Raw genomic sequence first — 11,460 nt, forward strand, 5'->3', positions numbered from 1 at the left:
GGCGCCGATTGTCCAGATCCGTATCGGTCGGATCGAGGTGCGAGCGGTCGAGCCCCCGGTTCCAGCTCCAAGCAAGAAGCTCGTCGAACCTCCACGATCATCCGTATCACTTGATCAATACTTGAGGCGCCGTTCTCCTGAAGCCTAATGGGAAATGCTCTGGCCATAGCCGCGGTGACGGCGGTGCTGAAGGACCTGCTCAACAACGGCCTTATTGATCACAACGTCACGGGGGCGGTGGGGGGCAACGTGACGGTCAGCGCGCTGCCGCCGGACCGGGTCTTCGCGCCCGGCGTGCAAGAAGGCAATCAACTCAATCTATTTCTGTATCAAGTGGCGCCGAATGTCGGTTGGCGCAATGTCGGCTTGCCGTCCCGTAACGAGCGAGGGGAACGATTGACCAATCCGCCGCTGGCTCTCGATCTGCATTATTTGCTGACCGCCTATGGCGCAGAAGATCTCCATGCGGAAGTGTTGCTCGGGTACGCGATGCAGTTGTTGCATGAAACCCCTGTGTTGACCAGGCAGTCCATTCGTACGGCCCTGCAGCCTTCTCCCGTCAGCGGGGCGATCCTGCCGCCCGCGCTTCAGGCATTATCCGTCTCCGAGTTGGCCGACCAGGTTGAGCAAATCAAGATTGTCGCAACGACGCTCAATAGCGAAGAGATGTCGAAACTGTGGACGGCGTTACAGGCGCGGTATCGTCCCACCGCCGCCTATCACGTTTCGGTAGTGATGATTGAGTCACAGCGCCCTGCCAAGTCGGCGCTTCCTGTTCTGACGATCGGTCCGGTTGATCCCATCACACGAGAGCCGCGAGGGGTCGTGGCTGCGGCAAATCTCGAGCCGCCGTTCCCGACCCTGAACTCGGTGACGCCGCCTCAACAACGAGCGAGCGCGCATTTGGGCGACATCCTCGTTGTGCAAGGGCACAAGCTCGACGGGACCGATTTAACGGTCCGCTTGACCGGTCCGCGATCGAATCAACCTATCGAGCTTCCCGTCGCGTCCGGGAATACCGCGACACGGCTGGAGGCGACCGTTCCGAACACTGCTGCGACGTTGCCTGCCGGATCGTACTCGGTTGCCGTTCTTGTCCAGCGGCCGGGAGATACATTTCGGCGCGCGACCAATGAGATTGCATTGCCGTTGGCGCCTCAAATCACAACCGCGCTGCCGGCTTCGTTCGCTCGCGATGGAAACGGCGATGCGACCATCACCCTGACGGTACGACCGGAGGTGCAGCCGACGCAGCGCGTGGCCTTGCTGTTGGGCGATCTGGAAATCATGGCTCAGCCGAGAACCAATCAGACCGGTGCGGTTTCGTTCGTAATCCGCGGGGCCGCGCCCGGTACTTATCTGGTCCGGCTGCGGGTGGACGGAGTCGATAGTGAGATCGTAAATCGGGCGGCGACTCCTCCGGAATTCTTCAATCATCGGGTGACGGTGACATGATGCCGACAACTGAGGCAACCGCCGAGACCTGGCACGAGATGAACCAGCGCTCCCTTATGATGGAGGTGGCCCGTGTGCGCGCTGCGATTGCTGCTTACGCGGCGTCTCGGTCCGGTCACAACGCGACGGAAGCCCTTGAGCATGGCGAGGATCTGCGGGAACCCGAGACTCACCACACTGGTGAGCCAACTGCTTTGGATACGCTCTGTGCGAGCTTCGGGCTTTCGGTATTCGAACGAGACGTATTGCTCCTGGCTGCGGGCATGGAACTCGACGCGGGATTCGCGTCCGCCTGCGCGTCTGCCCAGGGCGATCCGCGGCGTTCCTCCCCGACATTCAGCCTGGCCTTGGCGGCGCTGGCGCAAGCCCATTGGAGCGCGATTATCCCAACCGCGCCTTTGCGGCGATGGCGGTTGGTGGAGATCGGACAAGGTGAGACGCTTCTGACCAGCTCGCTGCGGATCGATGAGCGGATCCTGCACTACCTTACCGGCCTCTCGTATGTAGACGAACGGCTTGCCGGCCTCGTGGACCTCGTGAAGTCTGAAGGCGCGCACTGTGTGGTCCCTACTCATCAGCTCCTGGTCGACCGAATCGCTGCTTTCTTCTCTAAACCGAATCCCGAGTTGAGACGGCCGCATGTTCAGCTTTGCGGCGAAGATGGATTGACGAGGCGGGCGATAGCAGTGGCGGCATCGGAGCGTTTGGATGGTCGCCTGTATCGCCTGGCACTCTCTTCCTTACCGGCGGCGCCTCAGGAACTGGACATGGTCCTGCGTCTGTGGACCAGAGAGGCGGTGCTTACTCGGAACATTTTACTGATCGAGCACGAAGGAACGGATGCTTCCGAGGTCGGTCGAGATCGGGCACTCACTATATTTCTAGATGGTCTCAGCGCGCCCCTTATTCTGAGTGTCAGCGAACGTCGGCGGATGGGACATGCTCATTGTCTTACTCTGGACGTGGAGACTCCTTCTCATCAGGAGCGCCGACAATTATGGACACAGGCGCTTGGTCAATGGGGATTGACGACGCTGAACGGCGCCTTGGAGGCGGTGAGCAGACAGTTTCATATCAGTGCCTCAGTCATTCAGGCAGCCGGTCTCGCTTTAGGTACCATGGATGAAGAGCGGGACGGACAACTCCTTATCGAACAAGAGCAGGCCGATCGCCTCTGGGAGATTTGCCGACGGCAAGCGCGTCCGCGTCTCGATGAATTGGCGCAGCGGATCGAGCCTTCCGCGACATGGGAAGATCTGGTACTTCCGGAGCCTCAACGGCAGACCTTGCGGGAAATCACGAGGCATGTGCGACACCGCCACACGGTATACGAGACCTGGGGATTTGCCGCCAAGGGATCGCGCGGGCTCGGAGTCAGCGCTCTTTTCGCGGGCGCAAGCGGAACCGGTAAGACCATGGCCGCGGAAGTATTGGCGCACGCCCTTCGTCTCGATCTCTATCGCATCGATCTCAGCCAAGTGGTCAGCAAGTATATCGGTGAGACTGAAAAGAACCTGCGCAAGGTATTCGACGCGGCGGAAGGCGGAGCCGCTATTCTGCTTTTTGATGAAGCGGATGCTCTCTTCGGCAAGCGGAGTGAGGTCAAGGACAGTCACGATCGGTATGCCAACGTCGAGGTGAGTTACCTCTTGCAGCGGATGGAAGCCTATCAGGGGCTGGCGATCTTGACGACGAACATGAAAACGGCTCTGGACCAGGCCTTCCTGCGGCGTATCCGGTTCGTCATGCAGTTCCCCTTCCCGGATCCCGCGCAGCGCGCTGAAATCTGGAAGCGCATCTTTCCCAAGGCTGTGCCGACGGAGGGACTCGATTGGGAACGGCTGGCACGACTCAATGTGGCGGGAGGCCATATCAGGAATATCGCCATGAATGCGGCCTTTCTCGCGGCAGAGGAAGAAGTATCTGTCACCATGCGCCACCTCTTGCAAGCAGCACGGGGTGAATACGTCAAGTTGGAGAAGCCGCTGACGGAGGCCGAGATCGCGCGATGGGTGTCATGAACGTTCGAGACCACGGCGGATCGCAGGGCGATGGGAGTGGAGGGAACAGGGTGGAACTATATGGTTCTACAGCCCCCGTGAGTTCCTCTCAACAAGTCCATGTGGAAATCGATGAGTTGGTCTTGACCGGCTTCTCACTGTCCGAGGGCCAGAAGATTGCCGAGTCGTTAAAGGAGACTCTTGGGCAGCTGTTCGCCGGTGAGGGTGCGCGCTGGAGCGGATCGGATTCAATGCAGGTGGACAGCCTCGATGCCGGCAAGGTTCAGGTGCGGCGGTCGGGCTGTGCCCAATCCACAGGAGAGCGGGTTGCTCGTGCGATCTATGGGAGTCTACCAAGATGAGTGCGCGAGCGGTAGCGACACAGACCACAATTGCGGCTCCGTTGCCGATCACGCGTGTAGGACCTTCATTGGGAGTTCAGCGGCAATGTGCCTGTGGTGGCTCGGCGGGACTCACCGGTGTCTGCCAGGACTGTCAGAAACAGAAGCTACTGGGCAAACCGCTGCAGACCAAGCTGTGGATCAACGACCCGGGCGATCAGTACGAGCAGGAAGCAGATCAGGTTGCTGAACAAGTGATGCGCATGGATACCGGTGTGAACCGGCCGCGCCGTGAAGGTGGAATCCCATTGGTACAGCGACGCGCGACCACCGGCGGAACCGGGGTGATGGAAGCGCCGCCGATCGTCCACGACGTATTGAACTCGTCGGGCCAGCCGCTCGATGCCGCGGCACGGGCGTTTTTTGAACCGCGTTTCGGCCATGACTTTAGTCAGGTGCGAGTGCATGCGGGCGGGCAAGCGGCACAGTCAGCGGGAGCTGTTGATGCTCTAGCGTACGTTGTGGGTTCACATGTGGTGTTTGGAAGTGGTCGATATTCGCCGAACACAAGGGATGGCCGAGATCTACTAGCTCACGAACTCGCGCATGTGGTGCAGGCCGGTGCCCAGAGTGTGGCATCAGGTAAGCTGATGCGCAAACCAATGGTGATTGGGCCGGTTTTCGTGCGACCCCAAGTGCCCAGTATCGAACCTCTCAAGCAGGGTGCTGCGGCGCTAAAGGCCAGCCTTGCGCAAACCTATCACAGCGCCAAGAAGGACATCTATAAGGGCGCTATCAATGGACTGCACAAGGCACGCAAAGGCGCGGTCAGGGGCCTCAAGGAAGCTGCAAATGCTAGTTTGAGTGATCCCATCAGAAGCTTGATGCTCAGCGTCATCGACGGCGTGGATGTGGTGTTCGAATTCCTGATTCAGATTCCGCTCTATGTCTTGGGCATGGCAGCGGGTTTTGGTGAAGGCATCTATGCTCTGATAGAAGGTCTGATCACACTGATTTACGGCATCGTTAAGTGGTTTGTGCTGTTGATCATGGGCTTTATCGACCGTGGCGAACAGTTCAACAAATACAACGCCGATATCATTTCCGGCATCAATGCTATCCCAGCGGGGATTCGCCAAGTCTGGGCCGATTGGGTCGTGCGGTTCGAGAAGGCCTCTCCGGACGAAACCAGTATTCTCATCGGCGAATTGGTCGGACAAATTTTGGCCATCCTTGCCAGCTTCGGCCTGGCTGCATCCAAGGTCGGTCAAGTGCCCAAGCTCACCGTATCAGTGGGCGAGCTGGGCGTTATGCGCGGGGGTGTGGCTGTGGCAGAGACCGTAACCATTGACTTTGCCTCGCATGCCAAGACAGTAGCGGCCTTGGCCGAGATCGGCGTCAATAGCTCACGCCTTGCCGAGGGTGGCGGTAGTACGCCGCCTGCATCGTCTGCTGGTGCAACACACGATCCAGCGCCCAAGCAGCCTGCGAAGAAGCCCGATGCCCATGCTGCCAGTCCGGAGGCCAAACTGGGCCTGAGTGCCAAACAGATGGAAGGCTTGAAGGACCTCCTGGCCAAGCGTCTGGACGAAGCCCCGGTTGATCTGGGTAACAAATGGACCAACGCCACCAATGCGCAGGAGCTGAAGATCGTCAAGGCCAACACCAACATGTCGCAGAGTGCACGGGCGCAGATTCGAGGCTACTTCAACAACCAACGCAACCGCTTTTGGCGTGCCGTGCTCAAAAAGGGCAGTCCTTCAGCGGAGCACTTTAAGTCCCTCGGATTCAAATGGGGCGAGCCTGGTACCGCTCCCTACCTGGAGCTTTCGGATGGCACCAAGATCAAGCTCGACATCGACCACATCATCGAAATTCGGGAGGCCACAGGTACCGCGCTGGATGCGCATAACCTGCGCCTGGCGCCGGCGCGAGAAAACCGTACAGTACTGCGCCTGCTTCATGACCTCGATCCATTCCAAAAGCAGCCATGAAGACTGGGTCTGACATGTTGAATAAAGGTATCGAGTAGTTGGCATATTGACTACAACAGAATGGATTACCGTTCTTGGTTTTTCCATGGAGGTAAATGGGAGTACGGGAATGGTCTTCTAAAATCGTGCTTGGTCAAGTTGAAGGATGACATGAACGTACTTGGACAGGAGGCAGTAGCTGCGAAATCTTCTTTCATTGCGGCACCAACCGGTTTGTTTCAACGCAAATGCGCCTGCGGTGGGGCGGCTGGGATGACTGGAGAGTGCGAGACATGCAAGAGCAAGAAATTCCTTGGGAAGCCGCTGCAGACCAAATTGCGGATCAATGAACCGGGCGATCAATACGAGCTGGAAGCAGATCGTGTGGCGGATCAGGTGATGCGGATGACGGAGGGCGGCTCTATCGAACCGCTGCGACCATCGATTCATGCCGGTGAAGGGGCGGTCGGAAGAATGCCCCTTCTGCAGCGTGCCGAGGAGAGTAACGGCACGTCGGCGACGGAAGGCGACAAGACCAAGGAAGAAGGCAGTCGTTGTCCGAACTGGCGCGGGGACCCGCAGAGCATTTCGAAACGAGCGGGTGAGTTCTATGCGCGCAATCATTTGATTCCGCCATCGCCAGCTACTGTCGAGCGGATTGAGTGCGAGCCGCCTCGTCCAAACGGCAATTACGGCTGTTTCGTCCATTTCAGCGACGGGCTGGTACTGCGCGTGATCGTGCGGGAAACGGATATCGTCGTCGGCACGGGCCCCGGGCCGATCACGACGGAACATCCCCCGCCGGCAACGCCGCTGTGCTTCTACGAGTACTCCTGTCCCGACGGAGACCTCGTGCTGACGGTCAAGAAATGTCAGAGCTCGAAACCGAGCGGTTCGTCAGGCCCTCCCACCGTGGCTCAACGAGCCGCCCTGTCCGGCGCACGGGGTTCGATGACTGCGCCGCCGATGGTGCACGAGGTATTGAACTCGCCAGGCCAACCGTTGGACGCCGCTACCCGCGCCTTTTTCGAGCCGCGCTTCGGCCATGACTTTGGTCGGGTGCGGGTGCATGTCGACGAACGGGCCGCACAATCGGCCCGGTCGGTCCAGGCCGCAGCCTATACCGTGGGACAGGATGTGGTATTCGGAGCAAGTCAGTACGCGCCATATGATTCGAAAGGCCGGCGTCTGCTTGCACACGAACTAGCTCATACCATTCAACAAGGGCACGCGCGACCGCTGAGTCAATCCGATTCGATGAACGGCACGATTACCGCTAATCATGTGCCCATGGTTGAGATGGTGCAGCGGACCGCCTCGCCCGTGCTGCAGCGCACGCAATGCAATTTTTATATCCATGACAGTACGGAACCGACCAAGCTCGGCTGGCTTTGGGAACGATCGGCAGTGGCGCTGGCGTTAGGTGCGAGCGGCGGTTATGCCATCGCGTCGGGAGACAGCATCGAAGAGATGTTGCTTCGCATACTCTCGGTTTATGCCGAGGAGGATTGCGACTGCACGGAAGAGATTCAGTTTTTAAGTCACGGTAGTTCAGGCAATGCTATGTATATCTCCAAAACCGGCGATGAATTTACCATCAAGGATTTTCAGATCCCCGATCTCGAGAAATATGGGGACGGTCCACGTTCCGCTCCCGGTTATCGAGCCTGGTATGACGGATTGACGCTTCGTCAACGACGCCTTGTGGTGCTGCGGCGAACCATTTGCGGATCCGACGCAGAAGTGTATTTCCGATCCTGTGAAGCCTTCCAGGGAAAAAAGGGGCAAGAGTTTGCGAAAGCATCGGCTGATTTTTGGCGATCCAAGGTAATTGGACATACCAAAGTGATCGGTCTCACACAGCCTGGGAAAAAGGTGCTCAAGTCAGGGAAAAATCCTGATTGGTCTGAGACGGAAGGTGTCGGAGGAACAAACCCTAAGTTCTCGAACAAGAGCGCCACCACGAAACCGGAGAAGGACTAACTGCAGATGAAGCCGCTGTCCCGGAGAGCGCCGATTCTAACCGGTTCTCCGGCTCCGGTAGGTCCACTCCTGAAGCGGCGCGAGGAAATGAATGAAAAGGGCGGTAATAAACGACCCATCCGCGCACGAGCTGTAAAAAACAATAGACGGAGTCTGAAATGTCGTCGTTTCCAAACTCTCCCAAATTGCTTAAGGGCGGCCTGGTATTGATCGACCCGGGGACCGCCATGGTACAGCGCATCATCGTGCTGCAATACAACCCCGATTCGCTGAGCCGATCGTTCCAGATCAAAGGAGTTGGAGCGGAAAGTGGTGATCGGTCGGAAGCGCTGCGTCTGAAGGGCCCGCCGGTCGAGACGATCAAGGTGGAGGCAGAACTCGACGCAACCGATCAGTTGGAATTTGCCGATACCAAAGCGACGGCAGTGGGCATCCATCCGCAGCTGGCTGCGCTGGAGATGATCGTGTACCCGACCAGCGGTCAATTGCTCGCTAATAATCGTCTGGCCCAAGCCGGCAAGCTGGAGATCGCGCCGATGGAAACGCCGCTTACCCTGTTTGTCTGGAGTAAAACGCGCGTGGTGCCGGTGAGGCTGACTGAGTTCAGCGTGACCGAAGAAGCCTTCGATCCGGCGCTCAATCCCATTCGCGCGAAAGTCAGCTTAGGCATGCGCGTGCTGACGGTGGACGACGTCGGGTTCAGTCATAAGGCGGGCACGCTCTTCATGAGCTACCTCCAGGTGAAGGAACAACTCGCCGTCCAAAACCAAGGCGGATCGTTGAACGTGCTCGGTATAGGAGCCATCCCATGACGGACACATTGCAATTGTTGCTGCAAGCGGCCCCGCTGAACGCAGTCCTTTTCGCGGCTAACAGTCGCTATCACGGCGTGCCTACGGCGGTGCATACCATGCCTGATGGCACCATGGTGGGCTATGTGCGGCGCCGGTTTATACCACCTCCTGAGCAATTAACGATGTTGCAAGAACACACCCTGGTGCAGGGAGAGCGGCTGGATCATCTGGCGGCGAGGTATTTCGGCGATCCCGAATTGTTTTGGCGTCTTTGCGACGCGAATGCGGTGATGCGACCGGGGGATCTGATTGAAGCGGTCGGCAGCCGGATTCGGATCACGCTTCCTGAAGGAATAAGCGGAGTCACGGGTGCTTAAAGGAGTCCACATCAGTTTGTTAATCGGACCGGCCGTGCCGATCCCGGTGCCGCAAGAGGTGCTGGAAGCCTTGACCAATGTGCAGGTGATCTCCGGTACCGACGACAAGATGAACGGATTCGAGCTCACCTTTGTGCTCGGCACGAGATCGCCTTTGCATACGATCTTTCTGCTATCCGGCGGTTCGCCGATTCCCTTGATCCGCGTCGTCATTGCCGTCGTCATCAACGGGACGACGGAAGTCTTGATGGACGGAGTGATGACCCGTCATGAGATCAAGCCTGGCACGGATGCAGCGCACACAACCCTCATCATCAAAGGCAAAGACCTTACGGCGGTCATGGACTATCTGGAATTCAATATCCCCTATCCGGCGATGCCCGCGGAAGCGCGAGTGACATTGATGCTGGCCAAATACCTTCCATTAGGAATCGTTCCTCTAGTGATCCCAAGCATCCTGATCGATGTGCCGATTCCGGTTGAACGAATACCGAATCAGCGGGGAACAGACCTCAACTACATCCGATGGTTGGCGAAGCGCGTCGGCTATGTATTCTATCTTGAACCGGGACCGGCGGTCGGGACGAGCCTGGCCTACTGGGGGCCGGAGATCAAGGTCGGCGCCCCGCAACCGGCGCTGAACATCAACATGGATGCCCACACAAATGTCGAATCCATGAGTTTCACGTTCGATACCGAGCAGCGGACCCTGCCCATCATCTATCTCCATAATAAAGAAACGAAGGCGATCATTCCCGTTCCGGTGCCGGATATCACCCCTCTGAATCCGCCGCTCGGATTGATTCCACCCATTCCGATACAGACCAAACCGGTTCGCGGCATGGCCAAGTATTCTCCCGTTGAGGCCATCCTGATCGGGCTGGCCAAAGCGGCGAAATCGTCGGACGCCGTCAAAGGAACGGGAAGCCTGGATGTCCTGCGTTACGGGCGGGTGCTTAGGGCACGGAAGCTGGTCGGCGTGCGGGGGGCGGGGCTGGCGTTCGACGGATTACATTATGTCACCAGCGTGACACATACGATCAAGCGCGGCGAGTACAAACAGAACTTTACCCTGTCGCGCAACGGCTTGATCTCAACGCTTCCGGAGGTGCCCGTATGAATGGACTCGACAGTGCGGTGGATGCTCGACAAGGCGATGTGGGCGAAAAGTTCTACGGCAAGTATCGCGGAACGGTGGTGAACAACCTCGATCCCATGCAACTCGGTCGCATCCAAGTCATGGTGCCCGACGTGCTGGGCCTGTCGGTTTCCAGTTGGGCCATGCCTTGCGTGCCGATCGCGGGAAAACAGCAGGGAATGTTCGTGCTGCCGCAAGTCGGGGCGGGTGTGTGGGTCGAATTTGAACAGGGTGAACCGGACTATCCCATCTGGGTCGGGTGTTTTTGGGGAATCGCAGCGGAAGTGCCGGCCTTGGCTCTGGCCCCGCCCCCACCACCGCCGGGACAGAACATCGTGATTCAAACGACCGGTCAAAACACGCTGTTGTTGAGCGACGTGCCGGGGCCGACGGGGGGCATCATGCTCAAGACCACGACCGGAGCCATGATTCTCATGAACGATATCGGGGTGACGATCACGAACGGCAAAGGAGCCTCGATCATGATGAATGGGCCGGCGATCACGATTACCGGTACGCCGGTCAACATCAATAATGGAGCGCTGACCGTGCTGTGAGCGGCGTGTGCCATGGAGCGGAGACCCGGCATAACCGGGTAGATTAGGGACGGAGGATCGACCGATGCCGGGCTTTATCGTTCATCTCGGGGCCACCGTATTGTGCGCCCATGGCGGACAGGCCATGCCGACTTCCCCGAATCCGCGTGTGCTGGTCAGCGGCCAACCGGTGGCGACGCAGCCTACGCCCTATGCAATTGCCGGGTGTCCATTTATGACGGGACCTACTCCCACACCTTGCGTCATGGGACAGTGGCTCACGGCGTCCACCCGCATCTTGGCGGGAGGAGTTCCAGTCGTTCTGTTCGACAGTCAATCCATGTGCATGCCGAACGGAACGCCGTTGATGATTACGTCCACGCAAACACGAGTGACAGGGATGTAACGCTCATGGCACTGAACTATCCCTTTCAATTTGACGGCAGCGGACGCACGGCGATGACCGGCGAGGCGGACCATGTGCGCGATCTGATCGAACAGGTCTTGTTTACGGCTCCGGGTGAGCGGGTCAATCGCCCAACGTTCGGGAGCGGGCTGATGCAACTCGTATTTGCTCCGAATAGCGACGCATTGGCTGCGGCCACACAGGTAAGTGTCCATGCGGCCCTGCAGCAGTGGCTGGGAGATATTCTGATGGTGGAAGGTGTAGAGGTGCGCCGAGAAGACGCGGCCCTTCATGTGAGCGTGCGGTATGTCTTGAGGCAAACTCAGCAACAGAGCATGGTAGAGCTGGTGAAAACACTATGAGCCCGGTGACGCAACTTCACAGCGGCGTGGAGCTTCGTCGAACACTCGTGCGGACGAAGGTCGGAGGCGACGGCAAACCGGTCTTGAACGGCATG

Annotated in this window: 11 protein-coding genes; all 11 read left to right on the plus strand. The window is 58.4% G+C overall.

What is annotated here, in order from left to right:
- The first annotated feature begins 147 nt into the window (after positions 1–147).
- On the plus strand, positions 148–1,455 hold the full coding sequence (locus tag ACOSYY_RS18105; RefSeq protein WP_421664246.1) for a Pvc16 family protein: 1,308 nt from the start codon (positions 148–150) through the stop codon (positions 1,453–1,455).
- Positions 1,452–3,476 carry an ATP-binding protein gene (locus ACOSYY_RS18110; protein ID WP_421664247.1) on the plus strand — a complete coding sequence of 675 codons (2,025 nt, stop codon included), beginning with the start codon at positions 1,452–1,454 and terminating at the stop codon, positions 3,474–3,476. The genes ACOSYY_RS18105 and ACOSYY_RS18110 overlap by 4 nt, the downstream gene beginning before the upstream one ends.
- The gene (locus tag ACOSYY_RS18115; protein WP_421664248.1) at positions 3,473–3,817 is read left to right on the plus strand and encodes a hypothetical protein; all 345 of its coding nucleotides are present in this window, start codon (positions 3,473–3,475) and stop codon (positions 3,815–3,817) included. The genes ACOSYY_RS18110 and ACOSYY_RS18115 overlap by 4 nt, the downstream gene beginning before the upstream one ends.
- A gap of 68 nt (positions 3,818–3,885) precedes the next feature.
- Entirely contained in the window at positions 3,886–5,790 is a 1,905-nt protein-coding gene (locus ACOSYY_RS18120; RefSeq protein WP_421664249.1) for an eCIS core domain-containing protein, read from the plus strand.
- 150 nt (positions 5,791–5,940) lie between these two features.
- Positions 5,941–7,752, plus strand: a complete 1,812-nt coding sequence (locus ACOSYY_RS18125; RefSeq protein WP_421664250.1) for an eCIS core domain-containing protein — start codon at positions 5,941–5,943, stop codon at positions 7,750–7,752.
- Positions 7,753–7,910: 158 nt separating this feature from the next.
- Positions 7,911–8,564 carry a CIS tube protein gene (locus tag ACOSYY_RS18130; protein ID WP_421664251.1) on the plus strand — a complete coding sequence of 218 codons (654 nt, stop codon included), beginning with the start codon at positions 7,911–7,913 and terminating at the stop codon, positions 8,562–8,564.
- Positions 8,561–8,923, plus strand: a complete 363-nt coding sequence (locus tag ACOSYY_RS18135; RefSeq protein ID WP_421664252.1) for a LysM peptidoglycan-binding domain-containing protein — start codon at positions 8,561–8,563, stop codon at positions 8,921–8,923. The genes ACOSYY_RS18130 and ACOSYY_RS18135 overlap by 4 nt, the downstream gene beginning before the upstream one ends.
- The gene (locus ACOSYY_RS18140) at positions 8,916–10,043 is read left to right on the plus strand and encodes a contractile injection system protein, VgrG/Pvc8 family (RefSeq protein ID WP_421664253.1); all 1,128 of its coding nucleotides are present in this window, start codon (positions 8,916–8,918) and stop codon (positions 10,041–10,043) included. The genes ACOSYY_RS18135 and ACOSYY_RS18140 overlap by 8 nt, the downstream gene beginning before the upstream one ends.
- Positions 10,040–10,618, plus strand: a complete 579-nt coding sequence (locus ACOSYY_RS18145) for a phage baseplate assembly protein V (RefSeq protein WP_421664254.1) — start codon at positions 10,040–10,042, stop codon at positions 10,616–10,618. Before ACOSYY_RS18140 ends, ACOSYY_RS18145 begins: the two co-directional genes overlap by 4 nt.
- A 64-nt stretch (positions 10,619–10,682) precedes the next feature.
- Entirely contained in the window at positions 10,683–11,003 is a 321-nt protein-coding gene (locus ACOSYY_RS18150) for a hypothetical protein (protein ID WP_421664255.1), read from the plus strand.
- 5 nt (positions 11,004–11,008) lie between these two features.
- The gene (locus ACOSYY_RS18155) at positions 11,009–11,365 is read left to right on the plus strand and encodes a GPW/gp25 family protein (protein ID WP_421664256.1); all 357 of its coding nucleotides are present in this window, start codon (positions 11,009–11,011) and stop codon (positions 11,363–11,365) included.
- The last annotated feature ends 95 nt before the right edge of the window (positions 11,366–11,460 follow it).

Source organism: Nitrospira sp. BLG_2 (assembly GCF_049222245.1).

What these genes read in the sequence shown, in the direction of transcription:
- ACOSYY_RS18105 (WP_421664246.1), top strand. Translation starts at nt 148, where the DNA reads ATGGGAAATGCTCTGGCCATAGCCGCGGTGACGGCGGTGCTGAAGGAC.
- ACOSYY_RS18110 (WP_421664247.1), top strand. Translation starts at nt 1,452, where the DNA reads ATGATGCCGACAACTGAGGCAACCGCCGAGACCTGGCACGAGATGAAC.
- ACOSYY_RS18115 (WP_421664248.1), top strand. Translation starts at nt 3,473, where the DNA reads ATGAACGTTCGAGACCACGGCGGATCGCAGGGCGATGGGAGTGGAGGG.
- ACOSYY_RS18125 (WP_421664250.1), top strand. Translation starts at nt 5,941, where the DNA reads ATGAACGTACTTGGACAGGAGGCAGTAGCTGCGAAATCTTCTTTCATT.
- ACOSYY_RS18130 (WP_421664251.1), top strand. Translation starts at nt 7,911, where the DNA reads ATGTCGTCGTTTCCAAACTCTCCCAAATTGCTTAAGGGCGGCCTGGTA.
- ACOSYY_RS18135 (WP_421664252.1), top strand. Translation starts at nt 8,561, where the DNA reads ATGACGGACACATTGCAATTGTTGCTGCAAGCGGCCCCGCTGAACGCA.
- ACOSYY_RS18145 (WP_421664254.1), top strand. Translation starts at nt 10,040, where the DNA reads ATGAATGGACTCGACAGTGCGGTGGATGCTCGACAAGGCGATGTGGGC.
- ACOSYY_RS18150 (WP_421664255.1), top strand. Translation starts at nt 10,683, where the DNA reads ATGCCGGGCTTTATCGTTCATCTCGGGGCCACCGTATTGTGCGCCCAT.
- ACOSYY_RS18155 (WP_421664256.1), top strand. Translation starts at nt 11,009, where the DNA reads ATGGCACTGAACTATCCCTTTCAATTTGACGGCAGCGGACGCACGGCG.